Source organism: Plantibacter sp. AC185, assembly GCF_979258065.1.
On sequence record NZ_OZ409831.1, the window covers coordinates 1,771,810 to 1,791,734 of the forward strand.

The 19,925-nt window shown below is 68.6% G+C and carries 18 protein-coding genes; 7 read left to right on the forward strand and 11 right to left on the reverse strand.

Annotated features, from left to right (window positions below; translation table 11 throughout):
• Window positions 1-559 precede the first annotated feature (559 nt).
• The gene (locus ACZZZB_RS08435) at window positions 560-2,260 is read left to right on the forward strand and encodes an AAA family ATPase (RefSeq protein WP_463529429.1); all 1,701 of its coding nucleotides are present in this window, start codon (window positions 560-562) and stop codon (window positions 2,258-2,260) included.
• 259 nt (window positions 2,261-2,519) lie between these two features.
• On the opposite strand, the gene ACZZZB_RS08440 is transcribed toward ACZZZB_RS08435, so the two are convergent.
• The 5 genes from ACZZZB_RS08440 to ACZZZB_RS08460 all read right to left on the reverse strand — a co-directional run bounded on the left by ACZZZB_RS08440 (window position 2,520) and on the right by ACZZZB_RS08460 (window position 7,333).
• Window positions 2,520-3,182 carry a response regulator gene (locus ACZZZB_RS08440; protein WP_463529430.1) on the reverse strand — a complete coding sequence of 221 codons (663 nt, stop codon included), beginning with the start codon at window positions 3,180-3,182 and terminating at the stop codon, window positions 2,520-2,522.
• Window positions 3,179-4,450 (reverse strand): sensor histidine kinase, encoded by a 1,272-nt coding sequence (locus ACZZZB_RS08445; RefSeq protein WP_463529431.1) that lies wholly within the window; start codon window positions 4,448-4,450, stop codon window positions 3,179-3,181. The genes ACZZZB_RS08440 and ACZZZB_RS08445 overlap by 4 nt, the downstream gene beginning before the upstream one ends.
• Before the next feature lie 68 nt (window positions 4,451-4,518).
• Entirely contained in the window at window positions 4,519-5,745 is a 1,227-nt protein-coding gene (locus ACZZZB_RS08450; protein WP_463529432.1) for a serine hydrolase domain-containing protein, read from the reverse strand.
• A gap of 14 nt (window positions 5,746-5,759) precedes the next feature.
• On the reverse strand, window positions 5,760-6,584 hold the full coding sequence (locus tag ACZZZB_RS08455; protein WP_463529433.1) for a hypothetical protein: 825 nt from the start codon (window positions 6,582-6,584) through the stop codon (window positions 5,760-5,762).
• Entirely contained in the window at window positions 6,584-7,333 is a 750-nt protein-coding gene (locus ACZZZB_RS08460; protein ID WP_463529434.1) for an ABC transporter ATP-binding protein, read from the reverse strand. The genes ACZZZB_RS08455 and ACZZZB_RS08460 overlap by 1 nt, the downstream gene beginning before the upstream one ends.
• A gap of 99 nt (window positions 7,334-7,432) precedes the next feature.
• Here ACZZZB_RS08460 and ACZZZB_RS08465 point away from each other — a divergent pair, with 99 nt between their 5' ends.
• Window positions 7,433-7,987, forward strand: coding sequence for a hypothetical protein (locus ACZZZB_RS08465; protein WP_463529435.1), 555 nt, complete (start codon window positions 7,433-7,435; stop codon window positions 7,985-7,987).
• A gap of 80 nt (window positions 7,988-8,067) precedes the next feature.
• Entirely contained in the window at window positions 8,068-8,781 is a 714-nt protein-coding gene (locus ACZZZB_RS08470; RefSeq protein WP_463529436.1) for an HAD family hydrolase, read from the forward strand.
• Window positions 8,782-8,823: 42 nt separating this feature from the next.
• Here ACZZZB_RS08470 and ACZZZB_RS08475 read toward each other — a convergent pair whose 3' ends face one another.
• The 3 genes from ACZZZB_RS08475 to ACZZZB_RS08485 all read right to left on the reverse strand — a co-directional run bounded on the left by ACZZZB_RS08475 (window position 8,824) and on the right by ACZZZB_RS08485 (window position 12,166).
• Complete coding sequence (locus ACZZZB_RS08475; protein ID WP_463529437.1) at window positions 8,824-9,267, reverse strand: BLUF domain-containing protein; 444 nt, start codon at window positions 9,265-9,267, stop codon at window positions 8,824-8,826.
• A 562-nt stretch (window positions 9,268-9,829) separates the two neighbouring features.
• Complete coding sequence (locus tag ACZZZB_RS08480; protein WP_463529438.1) at window positions 9,830-11,104, reverse strand: HNH endonuclease signature motif containing protein; 1,275 nt, start codon at window positions 11,102-11,104, stop codon at window positions 9,830-9,832.
• Window positions 11,105-11,569: 465 nt separating this feature from the next.
• Window positions 11,570-12,166: a hypothetical protein gene (locus tag ACZZZB_RS08485; protein WP_463529439.1), complete on the reverse strand. Its 597-nt coding sequence runs from the start codon at window positions 12,164-12,166 to the stop codon at window positions 11,570-11,572.
• Window positions 12,167-12,224: 58 nt separating this feature from the next.
• Here ACZZZB_RS08485 and ACZZZB_RS08490 point away from each other — a divergent pair, with 58 nt between their 5' ends.
• Window positions 12,225-13,535, forward strand: a complete 1,311-nt coding sequence (locus ACZZZB_RS08490) for an FAD-dependent oxidoreductase (RefSeq protein WP_463529440.1) — start codon at window positions 12,225-12,227, stop codon at window positions 13,533-13,535.
• A gap of 182 nt (window positions 13,536-13,717) precedes the next feature.
• Here the strand turns inward: ACZZZB_RS08490 and ACZZZB_RS08495 are convergent, their stop codons facing one another.
• Entirely contained in the window at window positions 13,718-15,028 is a 1,311-nt protein-coding gene (locus ACZZZB_RS08495) for an ABC transporter permease (RefSeq protein ID WP_463529441.1), read from the reverse strand.
• A complete protein-coding gene (locus tag ACZZZB_RS08500) occupies window positions 15,025-15,732 on the reverse strand; it encodes an ABC transporter ATP-binding protein (protein WP_194643297.1) in 708 nt (235 codons plus the stop codon). The genes ACZZZB_RS08495 and ACZZZB_RS08500 overlap by 4 nt, the downstream gene beginning before the upstream one ends.
• Window positions 15,733-15,898: 166 nt before the next feature.
• Here ACZZZB_RS08500 and ACZZZB_RS08505 point away from each other — a divergent pair, with 166 nt between their 5' ends.
• From ACZZZB_RS08505 to ACZZZB_RS08515, 3 genes are all read left to right on the forward strand, one after another.
• On the forward strand, window positions 15,899-17,149 hold the full coding sequence (locus tag ACZZZB_RS08505; protein ID WP_463529442.1) for a sensor histidine kinase: 1,251 nt from the start codon (window positions 15,899-15,901) through the stop codon (window positions 17,147-17,149).
• Window positions 17,146-17,823: a response regulator gene (locus ACZZZB_RS08510; RefSeq protein WP_463529443.1), complete on the forward strand. Its 678-nt coding sequence runs from the start codon at window positions 17,146-17,148 to the stop codon at window positions 17,821-17,823. The genes ACZZZB_RS08505 and ACZZZB_RS08510 overlap by 4 nt, the downstream gene beginning before the upstream one ends.
• A 64-nt stretch (window positions 17,824-17,887) precedes the next feature.
• On the forward strand, window positions 17,888-19,330 hold the full coding sequence (locus tag ACZZZB_RS08515) for a sugar porter family MFS transporter (RefSeq protein ID WP_463529444.1): 1,443 nt from the start codon (window positions 17,888-17,890) through the stop codon (window positions 19,328-19,330).
• Window positions 19,331-19,337: 7 nt separating this feature from the next.
• Here the strand turns inward: ACZZZB_RS08515 and ACZZZB_RS08520 are convergent, their stop codons facing one another.
• The gene (locus ACZZZB_RS08520; RefSeq protein ID WP_202939510.1) at window positions 19,338-19,901 is read right to left on the reverse strand and encodes a manganese efflux pump MntP; all 564 of its coding nucleotides are present in this window, start codon (window positions 19,899-19,901) and stop codon (window positions 19,338-19,340) included.
• Between the last annotated feature and the right edge of the window lie 24 nt (window positions 19,902-19,925).

Here is a 19,925-nt window from a genome sequence, read left to right on the forward strand (position 1 = left end):
TGACTGGAGGGCGCGAATCGGGAGAGGGGCAGACGGTCGAGCCGTCCGCGATGCTCAGCGCGGGTCAACGAGCCCCGCGCGATGCCCAGAGCACGGCCCTAGACGCACTCACCGGCTTTCCTGGCTTCTGCAGTAGAACAAGGACGCACCGTTGCAGAGCGATACAACACGCAAATCCGGCATCAGAGCCGCGCGTTCGCCGCTATACCCCGCCGTCATCGCGGAGCAGCTCGCAATCGTCATCGACGCTCGTCGCCACGGCCTCCCAACCACGGATGCAGTTGCACTCGTTGGTCCGGGCCGCGCAACGCTCTAGCGCTATCAGACCTCATCCACGAGCGAGACTCCTCGCTCGGAGGCAGCGAAGCCGACCACGCAACGCAGTCGCGTACGCTCACCTTCGCACCGGATCGACTGACCATGGCCTAGAGGCGCCTGTCTCCGATGAATCACCTGGGTCGCCATCGCTGACGTCGCCATCCTAGGAACGATGCAGTTCCCCTGATAACGACGAGGTAGCACCCTGCGGCCTGCGCAGACATGCGGCATTATGACCCTCATGGACCTCATCAAAGGCATCGCATTCGCGGGCTATCGAAGCTTCTCATCTTCCTCGTTGAGCGAGCTGTCCCCACTGTCCAAGATCAACCTAATCGCAGGTCAGAACAATGTAGGCAAGTCGAACGTGCTCCGCGTGGTTGCAGACACTCTCAATGAGGTCTCGGCGCGAGAGTCCTGGGACCGTCCGCTGGGGGACGCGGAGCACCGCCCAGTCCGCTTAGTCGCATATGAGGTCGAGGAGGTTGCACGCTGGATCCGGTCCGAGCCGCGCGTTTATCTCTTTGACGAGAAGTTTCGCGAGTTTCTCAGCGCCCTCAGCACCCTGAGTCTTACAGCCTCGGACGAGGTTTGGTTGGCGCCGAAGAACGATGAGGCCGCCGCAGGGCTGTACCAGGAGTGGGCAGCCGCAATCGGCGGCAACCACTACTCACAGGAACTTTCTGGAGCGCTGACGGGCACTACCGGCGGCGGGCATGGTGAGGACGCATTGCGCGTCATCAACGAGATCAGTAAGAGGCAGCCGGAGTGGCCAAAGGCCCATCGGATTGAGGGCGTACGAGAGATCTCTACCGCGAGCGAGGATGATCCCGACCTCAATGGTCGAAGCATTAAGCGACGTCTGCTGGAGCTGCAGGCCCCGAGCTCAGATAGGCTTGGAGACAAGAAGATTTTTCAACAGATTCAAGACTTCGTCAGGGCAGTGATGGATGACGAATCTGTGACGATTGACGTGCCCTATGACCTATCCACGATTCATGTAAGCCAAGGAGGACGCACCCTCCCGATCGAATACGTCGGAAGTGGCGTGCACGAGGTGGTGATCTTGGCGGCCGCTGCGACCATAATCACTCACTCGGTGATTTGCGTGGAGGAACCGGAAGTACATTTGCACCCGATATTACAGCGCAAGCTCCTTCGCTATCTGGCCGAGAGTACAACGAACCAGTACTTCATTGCGACCCATTCGGCCCACATGCTCGACTCCGCCCTTGGCACGATCTTTCACGTAACGCTCCGTGATGGCTCATCGAACATTCGATACGCCGGTTCCGCGCGGGACCGTGCAGCGGTTTGTGCCGACCTAGGTTACCGACCATCCGACCTCGTGCAGACAAACGCGATTCTCTGGGTCGAGGGACCGTCTGATCGGACCTACCTGAAGCACTGGATCGAGATGCTCAAACCAAATGTCTTCATCGAGGGCACGCACTACTCGATTATGTTCTATGGAGGCTCGCTCCTTAGCGAATTGTCTCCACTCGATCAAGAAGAGGTCAACGACTTCATCTCTCTGCGCGCGCTGAATCGGTACATGTGTGTACTCATAGATTCAGACAAGACATCCGCGAGAAAGCCTGTAAATGCAAGTAAATCACGCGTGGTGCGAACGCTAGACGAGGACCCGACTACCGGCGTTTCTTGGGTTACTGCCGGGTACACAATCGAAAATTACGTACCTGAGTCCGTCCTGACAGAGGCAATCAAGATCGCTCACCCCAGCACCACCAACGCAGCCTTTTCGCCTCAATCACGTTGGTCCAATCCATTGGACGCCAGTCGTCTTGGAATCAGAAAGCCGAGCAAGACTGCCATCGCCCGTGCCGCAACGGAACATTGGCAATCGGAAATGCCATTCGATCTTAAAAGGAAAGTGGAATCCGTCATTTCTCTCATCGAGCGCGCGAACGCCCACACCTGAGCACTCCGACGATGAGGTAGATAGTGGCCCTTAGGCCGCGTGCCATGGTCGGTCAGCGGCCAAGACATCCACCCCCTCCAAAATCCCCGCCATGTTGGAGTGGGGCGATGAGTACGGCCCTGCGCTCTGGTTTGCAGTGTCAGATACAGCCACCAGCATTGCCTCTCACCCGGTCCGCGCTGATTCCCAACCGTCCCGACGCATCGCCCTTGACCTCGGTTCACCAGAAAACCGAGGTTAGCCGTAGGACCGCCACCCCTCACCGCGGGTCGACGAGCCCCGCTCGGATGCCCCAGAGCACGGCCTGGAGACGGTCGCGCGCGCCGGTCTTCTGCAGCAGACCGGCCAGGTGGTACTTCACCGTGGTGGGTTCGACGAAGAGCCGGTCCGCGATCTCCGCGTTGGACAGGCCCTCGGCCAACAGGTGGAGGACGTCGAACTCGCGGTCAGTGAGCGGTGACTCGGCCGGAGCTGTGGTGGCCGGCGCGGTCGTGCTGCGGCGCTCGGAGAACTCGCGCAGGATGCGACGGGTGAGGCGTTGGTCGAGCGTCCCCTCCCCCGCTGCGACGGAACGGATCGCGGCGAGCAGCGTCGCCTCGTCCGCGCCCTTCAGGAGGAAGCCGGCCGCACCGGCCTCGAGGGCGGCGAACACGTCCGCGTCGACGTCGAAGGTCGTGAGGATGAGGACGTCGGCGTCGAGATCCGGATCCGCCGTGATCGTGCGGGTCGCCGCGATCCCGTCCGTGCCCGGCATCCGGATGTCCATGCAGATCAGGTCCGGACGCAGCTCCTTCGCCAACCGCACCGCGTCGGCACCGTCGATCGCCTCGCCCACCACCTCGATGTCGGGCTCGGCACCGAGGATCACCGAGAGGCCGGCGCGGACGACCGCCTGGTCGTCGGCGATGAGGAGGCGGATCATGCGTCACTCCGGTGCTGGTCGGGACCCTGCTCGTCAGGACGGTGCTCGTCAGGAATGGTGAGGCGGTTGCGCCACCCGCCGTCGTCCGTCGGCCCCGCGGTCAATCGCGCCCCGATGAGCTCGGCACGCTCGCGCATGCCCCAGAGACCGTAGCCGTCGCGCGACGGCGACGCAGGCCGCTGCGACGACGCGGCGTTCGTCACGATGAGCTCGATCGCGTCCGCCTCGAACCGCACCGCCACACGGCAGACGGCTCCGGGCGCATGGCGGGCGGCGTTCGCCAGCGATTCCTGGACGGTCCGGTACGCGGCCGTCTCCGCGAGCGGCCCCAGCACACGAGGCTCACCGGTCACGGTGTAGGCGACGTGCTGCCCCCGCGACCGCGCCGCCTCGACGAGTTCCGGGATCGCCGCAATGGTCGGGGTGGTCGCCGGGCCGAGGGTCGATCCGTCTCCGCCACCTTGGGCGTCCGCGTCATCGCTGCGCAGCAGGCCGACCGTCCGCCGCAGGTCGACGAGCGTCGTTCGTGCGTCCGACTGCACCGTCTGGAGCATCTCCCGAGCGCGTTCCGGGTCGCGCTCCACCAGAGCACTGGCCGCCTGCGCGCTGACGATGATCCCCGACAGGTGGTGTCCGGCGATGTCGTGCAGCTCCCGCGCGAGGGCGGTGCGTTCCGCGCGGAGGTCGTTCTGCACGCTGATCCGACGCTCGTTCTCGGCCATACGCGCCTGGTCCTCGATCGCCGACAGCAAGCGCTCACGACCCCTGGCGTACTCGGCGACACCGGCCGGGAGCACGTACTGCAACACGATGCGCGCGACGGCCGCGAACACGAGGATGAGCGGCTCCTCGGACGACCCGAAGACCATCGCGATGCCGCCGACCACCGTCGTCGCGAACGCGCCAGCCACCAGCGCGCGGACGACCGTCCGCCGCTCCTCGTGACGAGCGAGCGCATAGGTGGCGAGGATCACGCCGAACGAGCCGATCCCGAGCTCGCCGCCGGTGCTACCGAGGATCACGAGGTCGAGCGTGACCACGACCCCGAACACGACCACCGGGTAACGGGCCCGCAGCAGCAACGCGACGGCCTGGAGCACGACCAGGGCCGCGTGCACCCACGGCGGGATCCGACCCGGCACGGCGTGCAGCTCGTCGACCCACGGGACGACCCCGAGGTACCCCACCGCACCGGCGAGGACCAGGACCGGCGGGAGCGCCGAGCGCAGACGGGCCGCGACAGGGGCGGGCCGCGCGGGAGAGGTCATGGGTCGAGTCAACCACGCCGAGCGCCGACCCCGGTTGGGGCCGGCGCTCGGCGTCCGGTGGGAAGTGATCATCGCTCGCAGAGGATCGCGTCGAGGGCGTCGACGACGATCCGGTACTGCTTCATCAACCGCTCGTTGTCGTCGGGCGACACGACCGCCCACGGCAGCGAGGTGACGGCGATGGTGACAGCCGTGCCGTCGGGACCGACCGCGTTGCGCGTCTGGGTTCCGGGGATGTCGCCGCCATGGCCCCATGCCACACCGCCGCAGCTCAGCGGGTAGCTCTGCAGGCCGAGCCCGTAGCCCGCCCCCGGCCACAGCTCGTCACCAGCCGGGACCGTGGTCTGCATCTCGGCGAGGGTCTCCTCGTTCAGGAGTTCACCGTCGAGCAGGGCCTTCATGAAGACGTTGAGCTCGTGCGGCGTCGAGACGAGCGCACCTGCGGACCAGGCGAACGAGGTGTCGAGCGCGGTGATGTCCAGGAGGTCGCCGACGGTCTTCGCGTGGTACCCGTGCGGGTGCTCACCGCGCAGCTCACGTTCGCCCGGCGCCGGGAAGTACGTGTGCTCGAGGTCGAGTGGCTTGACGATGCGCTCGTCGATCTGCTGGGCGAGCGCTCGATCGGTGACGCTCTCGACCATGAGCCCCAGCACGAGGTAGTTCGTGTTGCTGTACGCCCACCGCTCCCCCGGCGCGAACACGGCCGGCTTGGCGAGGGCGATGTCGAGCATGTCGCGGGGCGAGGTGTACCGCTCCTGTGCCGCGAACGCGTCGGCGGCGATCTGGTCGGCGTACTCGGGGAGCCCTGCCGTGTGCTGGAGCAGCTGACGAACCGTGATGCGGGTGCCGTCGATACCGTCGCCGGTGATGAGCCCAGGGAGGTAGGTGTCGATCGGGGCGTCGAGGGCGACCTTCCCCTCCTCGACGAGCTGGAGCACGACGGTCGAGACGAACATCTTCGTGTTGCTCGCGATCCGCACCTCGCCGTCGACCGGGGCCGGCTCGTCGGTCGCGAGGTCGCCGATGCCGGCGGCGACATCGATCGCCTCACCGTCCGGCCCGATCACCGAGGCGAGCGCCGCGGGGTAACCGGCGTCGACGAGCGACTGCATCCGGTCCTGCAGCGGGCCGGATTCCGAGCCGGGACCGGCGGTCTGCTCCGTTGCGCTGGAGCAGGCGCTCAGGGAGACGGTTCCGGCGAGCAGGGCGGCGGCGGCCGAGACGGCGATGATCGTGCGGTGACGGGTCTGGTGCTGCGTCTTGGTCTGAGTGTGGGTCTGGGTCTGGTCGTTCATGTGGGTGGTTCCTTTCAGATGTCGCGGCGCGAGAGCGCAACGGATGCGGCCGCAGTGAGGGCGGCGGTGAGGGCCACGAGGGCGAAGATGACGACGATCGGTCCGAGCCCGTCCGTTCCGCCGTGGATGACGCCCTGTGCGAGGGCGACGGGCAGGAACTGGGTCCAGACCGGCACGATGCCGCCGGTGATCAGCTGGATCGAGGAGACGACGATCGGTTCGAGGATGAGGATCCCGATCATCGTCAGGACGCCGGCGAGCTGGGTGCGGACGATGAGTCCGACCGCGAGGCCGATGACCGACAGGGCGGTGACCGCGAGGACACCGAGCCCGAACCGTGCCGCGAGGTCCGGGAGACCGAGGACGAACGGCGTCCCGGCCGCTGCCAGGGTGATCACGAGCGTGACCAGGCTGACGAGGGCGAGTACGACACCGAGGGCGGCGCCGACGAGTGCGACCGCGCCCGCCTTGGCTGCGACGATGCGGAACCGCTTCGGCGAGGCGAGGACAGCCCCGACGATGCCGCCGTAGCGGTCGTCACTCGTGCCGGCGAGCACACCGAGCAAAGTGATCGCCAGGAGTGCGACGCCGATGGAGCCGCTGCCCATCGACGCACCGAGGGGGTTGAGCGCGTCGAGTTGGACGGCACGGGTGGCGAGGTCCAGGACGGGGAAGTCGCTCCCGAGGGCGTCGAGTCCCGGTCCGATCTCGCCGTCGGCGAGGGCGGGCATGAGGGTGACGAAGGCGAGTTGCGTGACGATGAGTCCCACGACGGCGACCGCCGCGGTGACCTTCGTCGCGGTCGTGGTGACGAGCCCGATGAGTTCAGCGCGGAACATCAGCGCACCTGCCCGTTCTCGGTGAGCTGGGCGGTTCCGGTGACCTGGAGGTAGTACGCCTCGAGGTCGCCGTCCGACGCGGCGAGGATGTCGACCATCGACGACTGCGCCAGCACGCGACCGTCGGTGATGACGACCACGTCGTCCGCGATGTCCTGGACATCGGAGAGAAGGTGGGACGACAGCAGCACCGTCCCACCCGCGTCGGCGAACGCACGCAGCCGGAGGCGGAGCCACTGCATGCCTGCCGGGTCCAGGCCGTTCGACGGCTCGTCGAGGATGAGCACGGCCGGCTCGCCGAGGAGGGCTGCGGCGATCGCGATGCGCTGACGCATCCCGAGCGAGTACCCGCCGGCGGGGCGGTCGGCGTCGCGTGCCATCCCCACCTCGGTGAGGACCGCGTCGACCCGGGAGGCGTCGACCTCGATCCGCGCGGCGGCGATGCGGAGGTGCTGCCGACCGGTGCGAGCCGGGTGGAGTCCGCCCGCGTCGAGGACGGCGCCGATGGTGCGCGCCGGCTGATCACGCTCGCGGTACGGGCGGCCGAGGATGAGACCGTCCCCCGCGTCGGGACGGGCGAGTCCCAGCAGCAGGCGGATGGTGGTGGTCTTCCCGGCGCCGTTGGGGCCGAGGAGTCCGACGACCCGGCCAGGGGCGACGGTGAAGGACACGTCATCGACGCGCGGGCGACCGTGGAAGGTCTTGCGGAGCCCGCGAGCCTCGATGGGATGGGCGGTGGAGAGGTTCATGGCTCCAGCCTCGGCGCAAGCCGTTCCGGGCACCCCCGCCTGCCGCACAGTCCCGGGCTGGCCGAACGGACAGTGATCGACGACCTCTAGGCTGCTGGCATGGACACGACTGCTCGGATGCATGATCGACGTCACCGTCTCGCGCCGCGCGCGACCGTCGTGGCCACAGTGGTCACCGTGGTCGCAGGTCTGCTCGCCGGCTGCGCGTCATCACCCGCGCCGGACCGGACGACAGCGGCATCCACATCGGCATCGGACTCCGCCACCCGCTCGGGCACCGGTGAGATCCGGCATGAGCTCGGCCCACTCACCGACCGATTCCCACAACTCGCCAGCGCGCTCTCGGCGACCTGGATGTCGGGGACCATGGGCGACGAGCGGGTTCCGGGCCCGAGCACGTACTGGATCGACGCGGTCGTCGTCCTGGACGAGGCCGGGTACGCGGAACTGCGGGCGCTCGCCCCCGCTGAGGCGGGCTCGGACGCGGAGGCGGAGCTTCCGGACCTCGACGCCGGACTCGACGACGCGCTGCCGCCGGGACCGTTCGTGCGTTCGTCCGCTCTCGACGACGCCTTCTCGCAGGACGGTCGAGTGACGCAGGTGTTCCTCGACGACGCGACCAGCTCGGTGATCCTCACCAGCCGGTTCCAGTAGCGGGCGGCACTGCGGCTCGCACGTTCTGCGGCGAATGACCACCGCTTCACAATCGCGGGCTCGCGGGTTTGACTGGATGCATGTCCGAATCAGCTGACACCACCGTCCCCGAGAACTCCGACGACCGCATCGCGGTGCTCTTCGACATCGACGGGACGCTCGTCGACTCGAACTACCTGCACGTCGACGCGTGGGATCGCGCGTTCGCCGATGCCGGCAGGCCGGTCGACGCATGGCGCATCCACCGTTCGATCGGCAAGGACGGCGGTGAGCTGCTCGAATCGCTGCTGGACGGTTCCGACGAGGTCGAGCAGTACGGCGAGCGGGCGAAGGAGTTGCACAGCGAGTACTACCTCCAGAACACCTCCCGGCTGCGGGTGATCGGCGGTGCGCGCGAGCTGCTCGGCGAGTTGGCGGGGCGCGGGATCGCGGTCGTGCTGGCGACGTCGGCTCCGGAGAACGAACTCGAGATCCTGCGGGAACTACTCGACGTCGACGATGCGATCTTCGCGGCGACCTCGTCCGGCGACGTCGAGACCGCCAAGCCGGAGCCCGACATCGTCGAGGTCGCGCTCGATCGTGCGGGCGTGCCGGCGTCGCGGGCCGTCATGGTCGGCGATGCCGTCTGGGACATCGAGGCGGCTGCGCGGGCCGGTGTGGAGTGCATCGGCGTGCGAAGCGGCGGGTTCGGCGAGCAGGAGCTCCGTGACGCCGGTGCGGTCGCGGTCTACGGCGACGTCGCCGAGCTGCTCGCGAACCTCGCGGACAGCCCGATCGGCAAGCTCGCAGGCTGATTGCGGGTGTGAGCGCGGGCTGACCGCGGGCTTGAGCGCGGCTCAGCTCCGCGTGGCGCGGCTGCGGAACCAGCGGGCGAGTTCCTGCAGGGCGCGCATGGTGGCGGTCGGGTCGTCGCGGTCGAGGTCGTCGAAGGTGTCGCGGTAGCCGTCGAGGTCTGCGGCGGAGCCGGTGTCGGCGCGTTCGAAGCCCATGGTCCAGGCGGCGAACTGGGGTTCGCGGATGGGCTCCTCGAACATCACGCGGATGCCGGTGTGGCGTGGGTCGGCCGCGAGGGTGTCCATGAGCTCACGGACGGCGGGCTCCGGTCCTTCGAGGACCTGGAGGAACCGGCTGTCGCGGTAAACGAGCATGCCGGTGAGCTGTGCGCGGGCGTTGTTCTCGCGGCAGACGGCGAGCAGGGCGGTGAGGTCGTCATCGCTGAACGGCTGTGTCGCCGTGCTCGCGTACACGAGTGACAGCATCTGGTCTTCGTCGGTGCCCACGTTTGGAGCCTACCCGGCGAGGTGCGGGGGCGGTCCCGGAAGCCGCTCCCCGCGCTGCGTGCCCTCAACCCGAGTGCCCTTCGACAAGCTCAGGGACCGAAACGTTCTGGGCACACCTCTTCCGGTCACTGAGCCTGTTCTCCCCGGTCACTGAGCCTGTCGAAGTGCCCACGAGAAACCCCTTCGACAGGCTCAGGGACCGAAACGGTTCGGGCGCACCTTTCCCGGTCACTGAGCCTGTCGAAGTGCCCACGAGGACCCCTCAACGCTCCGGGCACACCTCTCCCCGGCCACTGAGGCAGCGCACCCCGAGTGCCCTTCGACAGGCTCAGGGACCGAATCGGTTCCGGGTACGCCTCTCCCGGTCACCGAGCCTGTCGAAGTGCCCACCAGGACCCCTCAACGTTCCGGGCACACCCTTCCCGGTCACTGAGTCAGCGCAACCCGAGTGCCCTTCGACAAGCTCAGGGACCGAATCGGTTCCAGGCACACCTCTCCCGGTCGCTGAGCCTGTCGAAGTGCCCACGATGAACCCTTCGACAGGCTCAGGGACCGGAAATGGTCAGAACGGTGCGGGGTCCGGTTCGGTCCGATGGCGTTTGCCGTCAGGTGTAGTCCACTCGAGCACCCCGCCGGGTCCGTGGTCGAGGTTCCAGCCTGGGAGGTGCTTCAGCCGGTGGTGATGTCGACACAAGCAGGCGAGATTGCCGACATCCGTCCCGCCGCCGTCCTCCCACGCGACCGAATGGTCGAGATCGCAGGCCCGGGCTCGTCTGCCACAGCCCGGTGCGCGACAGGTGCCGTCCCGAAGCCGCACCGCGCGTTGCAGGTCGGCTGGAACCCGGTACTGATTCCGCCCGACGGAAAGGACCGCGCCGGTCTCGGGTTGGACGAGGATCCGGGTGAAGCTTGGGGCGTTCACCGCGATACGCGCCGCGGTCTCCGGGTCGATGGGTCCGTAGCCGTCGAGCGTCGCCGGGGCATCGCTCACGCCGGCCATCGTGAGCGCCGGGACCGTGATCTGCACGGTCGGCTTGATGTGTTCTTGCACCTCGATCGGGTGCGGGAGGACCGCGCTGGACATGACGTCGTCGGGTGTGACGCCGGTGAGTGCAAGCGCCGCGAGCGCGTCGGCCTGGAGTTGTCCGCAGGTGCGGGTGTCACCGGCTTTGCGCGATTCCGCAGCTGCCGTCTCGACCCGCTCGATGATGCCTTGCGCGATCGGTGCCGTCGTGAACAGGTGCACCCACGCCATGCCGTCGGCGGCAGGTTCGAACTCGACCCGACGGTCCGCCTCCGAACGGGTTGCGCGAGCCGTGATGGACTCGGGGTGGAGACGCTCGCGGAGCACGCGGGCACGCTTCCGGAGGTACGCATTGGTGGATTGTTCGGCGACCGGCAGGACCTCGGCGAGGAACACCGCTCGCCCTGCGGTCGGGACGTCGCAGAGCTGGTCGGTGATGGTTTGCGCGTGCCGGGCGGAGATACGACCGGCCTCAAGTGAGGCAAGCACAGCCGGCGCTTCGTTCACGAGCCGTTCGGCATCGTTGGTCGCACGCTGAACCGTCCGCTCAGGCGTGCGCGTCGCCATCGCGAGGGCTGCGCAGGTCGACCGGCGGGAGAGGGCCTGACGTTCCGCGGGCGGGAAGATGGCGGGGACCGTGGCGTCTGCGAAGGCGTCCGCGTAGGCGGCAGATCGAGCAAGCAGCCGGGCCTCCTCGGCGTCCAGAGCAGCACGCCGACGCTGGATGTCCGCATAGTGGTCCGAGAACTCCGCGAGGCGCGCGGCGTGCTCGTCGCTCGCGCGGATCGCGGTGGTGGTGGTGGTCTCGGCCATGACTCCAGTCCACCATGGACCACTGACATTCCAGATGCTGAGTGGTATCGGATGTGGAAGTCTCCTCGCGTGCCCTTCGACAGGCTCAGGGACCGGATGGGGTTGCTCGGGGACCGGAGTGAGTGCGGGTGCACCTCTCCCGGTCACTGAGCCTGTCGAAGGGCCTACGAGTGCCCTTCGACAGGCTCAGGGACCGGATGGGTGTCGCTGGTCTTGGACGCTTCCTCGTGCGCCCTTCGACAGGCTCAGGGACCGCAGGGGTTGCTCGGAGACCGGAGTGAGCGCGGGTGCACCTCTCCCGGTCACTGAGCTTGTCGAAGTGCCTGCGAGTACCCTTCGACAGGCTCAGGGACCGGCGAGGGTTGCTCAGGGATCGGCGAGGGTTGCTCAGGGACGGGCGAGGGTTGCTCAGGGACGGGCGAGGGTTGCTCGGGGACCGGAGGGACTCCGCGGCTCCCAGTCCACTCACCGGCCCATGAGCGCCTTCACGACCGCGATCGCGGCAGGCCCGTCGAGCGACGGATGACCCGCCCACTGCCCACCGGTGACGGATATCTCCGTCTCCGGCAGCACCACCGTCGTGACGATCACCGCGGCGACACCGGTCTCGACCGTCGCGCTGTAAGCGGTCCCTCCGGCAGCCTCGATGGTCGTATCCGGGATCGGCGTGAGCCCGGCGGCGGCGAGCTCATCGGCCGACAGCGCCTCGCTCGATTCGGGCGAGACGACGACCTCCACCGACCGGATGTCCGCCGCATCGATCGTCCCCTCCGGCGCCTCCCAGCCGCAGACGGTCCCGTACTCGTCCGCCCCGTTGTCCTCCCGCGCGACGAGTCCCTCGATGTACGGCGCGACGGCCGCTTCCACCGCCGCGCAGTCGACCTGCAGGGACGATCCGTCTCCCGAGCCCCCGCTCGACGACTCCGCCGGCACCGACGCAGCGGGCGATGCACTGCCGGCGGAGCCGCCAGCGGGCCCACTCCCACCGGTGCACGCCGTCAGCGCGAGCACGATCGTTCCGGAGACGAGAAGCGGCAGTCCTGCCCGCTGCAACAGACGCATGATGTCGACGATATGGGTTCCGGAGTAGTGTCCGGAAGAGACCGACGGGAGCAGCGCGATGAAACCGACGACCCGCACCGACAGCGATCACGGCGACCACACCGTCGACCACACCAGCGACCGCGACTGCGTCATCGCGGGTGGCGGCCCGGCCGGCATGGTGCTCGGCTACCTCCTCGCCCGGGCCGGCCTCCGCGTGACCGTGCTCGAGAAACACGCCGACTTCTTCCGCGACTTCCGCGGCGACACGATCCACCCGTCGACCATCACGTTGCTCGGCGAGCTCGGCCTGCGCGAGCGGTTCCTGCGGCTGCCGCTCAACCGGCTAGAGACGATGGACGCCGTGATCGACGGCCTACGGATGACGATGGTCGACTTCCGCACCCTGCCGGCACCCGACCGGTTCCTCGTCCTCGCGCCGCAATGGGACTTCCTGAACTTCCTCGCCGAGGAGGCCGCCGTACTGCCGAACTTCGAGCTCCGCCTCTGCACCGAGGCGACCGGCCTGGTCGTGGAGCATGGCCGGGTCCGCGGCCTGCGCGCGACCACGACGACCGCCGACGACCCAGCAACCGACACCGACCCAGCGACCAGCACCTCCACCGACATCGAGATCCGAGCCACCCTCACGGTCGCGGCGGACGGACGCACCTCGGCACTCCGCGACGCGGCCGGACTCATCCCCGACGAGAGCGGCGTCCCGATCGACGTCCTGTGGTTCAGCCTGCCGAAGCCGGCCGACCCTCCGCCCCCGACTCTCGCCTACCTCTCGCCTCGCGGCATGGTGCTCACGATCGACCGGGGTGACCGGTACCAGTCCGGCATGGTCATCCGGAAGGGCGGCGCGGAGCAGCTCAGAGCCGAAGGCCTGCCGTCGCTCCGGCAGAGGATCGTCGATGCCGCGCCCGTCCTGCGCCCGGTGGTCGACACCCTGACCGGCTGGGACCAGGTCAAGCTCCTCTCGGTCCAGCTCAACCGCCTCGACCGCTGGTACCGCCCGGGCTTCATGGCCATCGGCGACGCCGCGCACGCGATGTCACCGATGTTCGGCGTCGGGGTCAACTACGCGATCCAGGATGCGGTCGCCCTGTCCAACGCGATCGCCGGCCACCTCGCCGCAGGGGACGCACCGTCCGGGGTCCTCGCGGCCGTCCAACGTCGACGTGAGCTGCCGGTCAGGATCATGCAGCGCATCCAGCGAGCGGGGCATCGGGTGATCTCCCGCACCACCACGGGTGCCCACATCGCGCCGCGGTGGGTGATCCGGCTGATGCGGCTCGCCAGCCCCGTCATCCGACCGCTTGCGGCGAGGTTCATCGGGATCGGACTCAGGCCCGAGCACGTCACCACCCCACAGCGCGAAGCGTAGAAGAGCGGGCGCGGAGCCTCAACCTCCGACGACGGGACGGCCGCTTGTCGTAACGTGGACGCCGCAGACGCGACCTGAGCGTCTGCGCCGGCGCTGCTCCTCAACCTGGCGCCGGCGCGGCTGTGGGGCGCCGCTTCCGCCACGCCCCACAGTCGCCACCCGGCATGCCGGACCTCCGCGCATCACTCGTAGCGGAGCGACTCCACCGGATCGGCCTTGGCGGCACGGGCGGCGGGCAGGGTGCCGGCGAGGAACGCGATCACCATGACGACCAGGACGATGATCCCGAGCGACGCCGGGTCGAACGCGATGAGGTCGAGGCCCGGCAGGTCGGCGAGGAGCGATCCGGACAGCGCGGCACTGATGCCGGTGCCGGCGAGCACCGCGACACCGACGCCGATCGCGCTGCCGAGGAAGCCGATGAACGCGGCCTCGAGGCTGAACAGCCCGAAGACCTTCCCGCTGCCCATCCCCATGGCCTTCATCAGACCGATCTCGCGGGTGCGCTCCTGCACGGACATGAGCAGCGTGTTCACGATCCCGAAGCTGGCCGCGAGGAGCGCGATGATCGCGAAGGCGTTGAGGACGAGGACGATCCCGTCGATCACCGTCTTGATGGTGCCGAGCTGGTCCGCGACGGTCGTGCCGGTGTAGCCCGCGTCGGCCAGTCGGTCTTTCAACGCCGTGACCTGCTCGTCGGTGGCGTCCGCGCCGAACCGGATGGACGCCTGCGCGTACCGCTCGACCTGGTCGGACGGGACGCCGATGTTCTGCGTCGCGTAGAGGAGGTCGGTGAGCGCGGCGTTCGGCACGATCGAGGCACCGGTGGGCGAGGCGAGGCTCTCCTCGGCGACTCCGACGACGGTCGCATCCACGGTGTGCTGCGTGCGCTGCGCATCCGTGATCGCGACCGTGACCGTCTGCCCGACCGCGTCGGCGTCGCTGCTGAAGCCGAGCGGTTCCACATAGGACGTGGGGAGCACGAGCTGGAGCGTGTCGGTGTCGTCGTCGGGCTGTGCACCGTCCAGCAGCGTGACGCTCTGCCCGGAGATGAGTCCACCGACACCGACGACGTACTTCGTGCCGCCGCCCGCCTCGATGTAGTCGGTCGAGATCGACTTGACGGCCTGCACGTCGAGGACGCCGTCGATCCCGCCGAGCTCGTCGAGATCGGTCGGTGTCAGGGCGACGACGGTCGATCCCGGCGCACCGGCACCGGTGGAGGCGACCGCGTCCGGGTCGTACTCCTTCGGCCCGCTCGTCGCCGCACCCAGACCGCCGCCGGTGTCGGCCGTCTTGGTGACGGTCATCGTGTCGGACGCACCGACGCTCGACACCGTGTCGTCGATGTAGGCGTTGATGCCGGTGCCGAGCCCGTTGGTGAGGGTGAGGGTGAACGCTCCGACGAAGATCGCCAGGATGGTCAGGATGGTCCGGGTCTTGGACCGGAACGTGTTCGCGACAGCGGTCCCGATGAGGTCGACGGTTCTCATGCGGCCACCGCCTCGTCCTCGACGAGCAGTCCGTCGCGGATGAGGATCCGCCGGTCGCAGCGTGCCGCCAACTCCTCGTCGTGCGTGACGACGATCAGGGTGATGCCGCTCTCCCGGTTGAGGGAGAAGAGGATGTCCTCCACGACGGCGCCGGTCGCCGTGTCGAGGTTGCCGGTCGGCTCGTCGGCGAAGATGATCCGCGGGTTGTTGACGAGCGCGCGGGCGATCACCGTCCGCTGCTTCTGCCCGCCGGAGAGGTTCACCGCGCGGTTCCGCGCCTTGTCCTCGAGCTGGAGCTGCGCGAGTGCGGCGAGCGCCCGGCGACGTCGGTCACCACGGCGGACGCCGGCGATCTTCATGGGGAGCAGGACGTTCTCGAGCACCGTCGCGTTGGCGGTGAGGAAGAACTGCTGGAACACGAACCCGAAGGTCTTGTTCCTGGTCGTGTTGAGGCGGCGACCGCGGAGGGTGCTCGTGTCGACCCCCTCGAGTTCGACGGTGCCGGAACTCGGTGCGTCGAGGAGCGCGAGCACGTGCATGAGCGTCGACTTGCCGGAGCCGCTCTTCCCGACGATCGCGACGCTCTCGCCGGCCTGGATGTCGAAGCTCACCCCCTTCAGCGCCTCGAACCGGTTCTGACCGCGACCGTAGGAACGCCGGACGTCCCGGACCGAGATGATCGGCGGCGCTGTGGTGCTCTGCATGGTGTCTCCTCGTCTGGGGCCGGGTGCTCCGGCACCACTCCAGACTCGCCGCGACGCCCGTCCGACGCGTCCCCCTCCGGCGGACACCCGTGTACCGCGTCCGTGGTACCGCGGAATGCCACGTGCGGAGGAGTCGCCGGGCGCCGGTTCCCGGCAGACTGGGCCCATGACCTCCGCGACGCAGGATCACCGGGTGCGCGATCCGCATCCGAGACCCCCGGCGTGGGTGGGCGATGTGGTCGCCGCGGTCCTCATCATCGCCTCGGCGTTCATCCCGTTCCCCAACGCGGAGTTCCGGCCGGGCAGCCCGCTCGTCGTCGCCCTGGTCGTCGCGCCCGCGCTCCTCCTCCCGCTCCGTCGGCGCTGGCCCATCCCGGTGCTCGCTGCCGTCATCGCCTGTTACGGTGCGGCGGCGATCACGGGGACCCTCGCTCCCGGTGTCGTGATCGCGGCCGCGATCGCGATGTTCGGGGTGGCCGTGCGCTCTGCGCGGCGGACGACCCTCATCACGGCAGTCGCGACGATGGTCGCGGTCGCCCTCCTCAGCTTGCTCGCGTCGATCGGCAGCTTCGATCCGCGGACGGTCCAGTTCGCGGTGATGATCGCCTTCGCCGCGGCGGCCGGTGACGGGACGCGCTCGCGCCGCGCGTACATTTTGGCGATCACCGAACGCGCGGAACGGGCCGAACAGACCCGCGAGGCCGAGGCGAGGCGTCGGGTGACGGAGGAGCGTCTCCGGATCGCGCGCGACCTCCATGACACCGTCGCCCATCAGATCTCGGTGATCAGTCTGAACGCCGGGGTGGCGTCGAGCTCCCTGGAGTCGCGACCGGAGAAGGCGAAGGAGGCGCTCGTCTCGATCCGCCGGGCGTCGCGGACGGTGCTCGGCGAGATCGGTGACCTGCTCGAGGTCCTGCGCAGCGACGGCGGGGACGCTGGCGCAGGCTCCCGCGGAACGCTGCCGCAGCCGGGACTCGACCGACTCGACGCGTTGATCGCCGAGTTCACCACCGCAGGCCTCGACATCACGACACGGATCGACCCCGACGCACCGAAGCTCTCGACCGCCACGGACACGGTCGCCTACCGCGTCGTCCAGGAGGGGCTGACGAACGCACTGAAGCACGGTCCGGAGCGTCGGGCGCACGTGCTCGTGGAAGGCGGCGACGGGAGGATCATCGTCAGCGTGAGCAATCCGACGGCACCAGGCGTCCCGCGTGAGCCGGCCGACGCGGCGCCGACCCCCGGGCACGGACTCCTCGGCATCCGTGAGCGCGTCGCGGCCGTCCGCGGGACCGTCGACGTCGGCGCGACCCCGGGCGGCTGGCGGCTGTCTGCGACCCTCCCCACCGGCGAGCCGACGCACGCCGGTCCGACACACCCGACCCCGACGCACCCCGAGGAGTCCCCCGCATGACCACCGTGCTCGTCGTCGACGACCAGTCACTCATCCGCCAGGCCGTCGCCGACATCCTCTCGTCCGAGGCCGACCTCGAGGTCGTGGGCGAAGCCGTCGACGGCGCGCAGGCGGTGTCGCTCGCGCAGGAGTTGCGACCGGACGTCGTGCTCATGGACATCCGCATGCCGGTGCTGGACGGCATCGGCGCGACCTCGGCGATCTGCGCGGACCCCGAGCTCGCGGACACCCGGGTCCTCATCCTCACCACGTTCGAGGAGGACGAGAACCTCATCGCCACCCTGCGAGCCGGCGCGAGCGGCTTCATCGGCAAGGGCTCGGAGCCGGAGGAGATCGTCCGCGCCGTGCGCGCGGTGCACGCCGGCGACGCACTCCTGTCCCCCGCGGCGACCCGGAGCCTCATCACGAAGTACGTCGTCGCTGCGGACGAACCGACGAGTCCACGCCCGATCCCCGCAGAGCTGACGCTGCTCACCGAACGGGAGCTCGAGGTGCTGCTCCTCGTGGCCCGCGGACGGTCGAACCAGCAGATCGCCGACGACCTCGTCATCTCACCGCACACCTCGAAGACCCACGTGAACCGCATCATGACGAAGGTCGCCGCCCACGACCGCGCCCAGCTCGTCATCCTCGCGTACGAGAGCGGCCTGCTGCGGCCGGGCGCCGACGACTGAACCGGTACTGTCGTCCTGTCCACGACGCCGTTCGGCGCGCGGGCCCAGCAGACGAGGAAACACGATGGCCGGATCCCCCACAGCCCGACAGACGGCGAGCACGTTGCCGGCCCTCACGTCCGGGCCGCACCGCCGCCACCTCGGCCTGATCTCGATCGTCGCCTGTTTCGGCGGATTGCTCTTCGGCTACGACACCGGCGTGATCAACGGGGCGCTGCGTCCGATGACCGCGGAACTCGGGCTCACGCCCATCACCGAGGGCATCGTCACGAGTTCACTCGTCTTCGCGGCCGCCGTCGGTGCACTGCTCGGCGGTCGGGTGTCGGACGCATGGGGCCGGCGGCGGAGCATCATCGTACTGGCGGTGCTCTTCTTCGTCGGGACGCTCGTGGTCGTCTGCTCGCCGAACGTCGAGCTCCTCGTCGCCGGTCGCGTCCTCCTCGGACTGGCCGTCGGCGGTGCCTCCGCCGTCGTCCCGGTCTACCTGGCGGAGCTCGCGCCCTACGAGATCCGTGGGTCGATCACCGGCCGGAACGAGGTCGCGATCGTCCTCGGACAGTTGTCGGCGTTCGTGATCAACGCGGTCATCGGCACCGTGTTCAGCGAGCACACGAGCGTGTGGCGCATCATGTTCGCCGTCTGCGCCCTCCCGGCGGTCGCGCTGTTCGTCGGCATGCTGCGGATGCCCGAGTCGCCGCGCTGGCTGGTCGACCACGGTCGCCGGGAGGACGCGCTGGACGTCCTGCGGACCGTCCGCTCCGACGACCGCGCCATCGCCGAACTCGCGGAGGTGGACGCGTCCATCACCGCGCAGCGCGACGAACACCGGATCGGGCTCGGGGCCGTCCTCCGCAACCCCTGGCTCGTGCGCATCCTGCTCGTCGGTGTCGGCGTCGGGATCGCCCAGCAGCTCACCGGGATCAACTCGATCATGTACTACGGGCAGACCGTGCTCGTGGAGTCGGGCTTCGACGAGAGCGCCGCGCTCATCGCCAACATCGCGCCCGGCATCATCGCCGTCGTCGGTGGCTTCATCGCCCTCACCTACATGGACCGACTCGACCGACGGAAGACGTTCGTCATCGGCTTCTCGCTCACGACCGCGTGCCATCTGCTCATCGGCTTCTCGTCGATGATGCTCGAGCCGGGCGACCCGATGCGTCCCTGGGTCATCCTGGTCCTCGTGGTCGTGTTCGTCGGCTCGATGCAGACGTTCCTCAACGTGGCGGTCTGGGTCTACCTCGCCGAGGTCTTCCCGCTCCAGATGCGCGGCCTCGGGATGGGCGTCTCGATCTTCATGCTCTGGGTCGCCAACGGGTTCCTGGCGCTGTACTTCCCGTCGCTCGTCGACGGCCTCGGCATCACCGGGACCTTCTTCGTGTTCGCGGGTGTCGGCGCGCTCGCGCTCCTGTTCGTCGCCACCCAGGTACCCGAGACGCGGGGGCGGAGCCTCGAGGCGCTCGGCGAGGACGTGTCGACCGGCGCCATCTTCACCCGGAAGCGGTGACCTCCGACTACCCGGTGAGGTGGTCGATCAGGATCTTGGTGCCGATGAGGATCAGAATGACCCCTCCGGCGATCTCCGCCGGCTTGCCGAAGCGCTGACCGACGCGACGGCCGATGAAGACGCCCAGGAACGCGAGCACGAACGTCGTCAGTCCGATGAGGACGACGGCTTCGACGATGGAGCCGGGCAGGAACGCGAGCGTGATGCCGATGGCCAGCGCGTCGATGCTCGTGGCGAGCGCGAGGATGAGGAGTCGCCGGACGTCGATGCGGTCGGAGTCGACCTCGGTGTCCTCGTGGCTCGAGAACGCCTCCCAGAGCATCTTGCCGCCGACGAGGGCGAGCAGGCCGAAGGCGACCCAGTGGTCGACCTCCGTGATGTACCGCGCGAACTGCGTGCCGAGGAACCAGCCGATGAGCGGCATGACCGCTTGGAAGAGTCCGAAGGTCCCGGCGATCACGAGCGCGTGACGCACGTTGAACCGCCGCATGTGCAGGCCCTTGGTGAGGGCGACGGCGAAGGCGTCGGCGGAGACGCCGAGCGCGATGAGGAGCAGCGGCCAGAACGTCATGTCGCGAGGTCTTCCTGTGATGCG

What these genes read in the sequence shown, in the direction of transcription:
- ACZZZB_RS08435 (WP_463529429.1), top strand. Translation starts at nt 560, where the DNA reads ATGGACCTCATCAAAGGCATCGCATTCGCGGGCTATCGAAGCTTCTCA.
- ACZZZB_RS08440 (WP_463529430.1), bottom strand. Translation starts at nt 3,182, where the DNA reads ATGATCCGCCTCCTCATCGCCGACGACCAGGCGGTCGTCCGCGCCGGC.
- ACZZZB_RS08445 (WP_463529431.1), bottom strand. Translation starts at nt 4,450, where the DNA reads ATGACCTCTCCCGCGCGGCCCGCCCCTGTCGCGGCCCGTCTGCGCTCG.
- ACZZZB_RS08450 (WP_463529432.1), bottom strand. Translation starts at nt 5,745, where the DNA reads ATGAACGACCAGACCCAGACCCACACTCAGACCAAGACGCAGCACCAG.
- ACZZZB_RS08455 (WP_463529433.1), bottom strand. Translation starts at nt 6,584, where the DNA reads ATGTTCCGCGCTGAACTCATCGGGCTCGTCACCACGACCGCGACGAAG.
- ACZZZB_RS08460 (WP_463529434.1), bottom strand. Translation starts at nt 7,333, where the DNA reads ATGAACCTCTCCACCGCCCATCCCATCGAGGCTCGCGGGCTCCGCAAG.
- ACZZZB_RS08465 (WP_463529435.1), top strand. Translation starts at nt 7,433, where the DNA reads ATGGACACGACTGCTCGGATGCATGATCGACGTCACCGTCTCGCGCCG.
- ACZZZB_RS08470 (WP_463529436.1), top strand. Translation starts at nt 8,068, where the DNA reads ATGTCCGAATCAGCTGACACCACCGTCCCCGAGAACTCCGACGACCGC.
- ACZZZB_RS08480 (WP_463529438.1), bottom strand. Translation starts at nt 11,104, where the DNA reads ATGGCCGAGACCACCACCACCACCGCGATCCGCGCGAGCGACGAGCAC.
- ACZZZB_RS08485 (WP_463529439.1), bottom strand. Translation starts at nt 12,166, where the DNA reads ATGCGTCTGTTGCAGCGGGCAGGACTGCCGCTTCTCGTCTCCGGAACG.
- ACZZZB_RS08490 (WP_463529440.1), top strand. Translation starts at nt 12,225, where the DNA reads ATGAAACCGACGACCCGCACCGACAGCGATCACGGCGACCACACCGTC.
- ACZZZB_RS08495 (WP_463529441.1), bottom strand. Translation starts at nt 15,028, where the DNA reads ATGAGAACCGTCGACCTCATCGGGACCGCTGTCGCGAACACGTTCCGG.
- ACZZZB_RS08500 (WP_194643297.1), bottom strand. Translation starts at nt 15,732, where the DNA reads ATGCAGAGCACCACAGCGCCGCCGATCATCTCGGTCCGGGACGTCCGG.
- ACZZZB_RS08505 (WP_463529442.1), top strand. Translation starts at nt 15,899, where the DNA reads ATGACCTCCGCGACGCAGGATCACCGGGTGCGCGATCCGCATCCGAGA.
- ACZZZB_RS08510 (WP_463529443.1), top strand. Translation starts at nt 17,146, where the DNA reads ATGACCACCGTGCTCGTCGTCGACGACCAGTCACTCATCCGCCAGGCC.
- ACZZZB_RS08515 (WP_463529444.1), top strand. Translation starts at nt 17,888, where the DNA reads ATGGCCGGATCCCCCACAGCCCGACAGACGGCGAGCACGTTGCCGGCC.
- ACZZZB_RS08520 (WP_202939510.1), bottom strand. Translation starts at nt 19,901, where the DNA reads ATGACGTTCTGGCCGCTGCTCCTCATCGCGCTCGGCGTCTCCGCCGAC.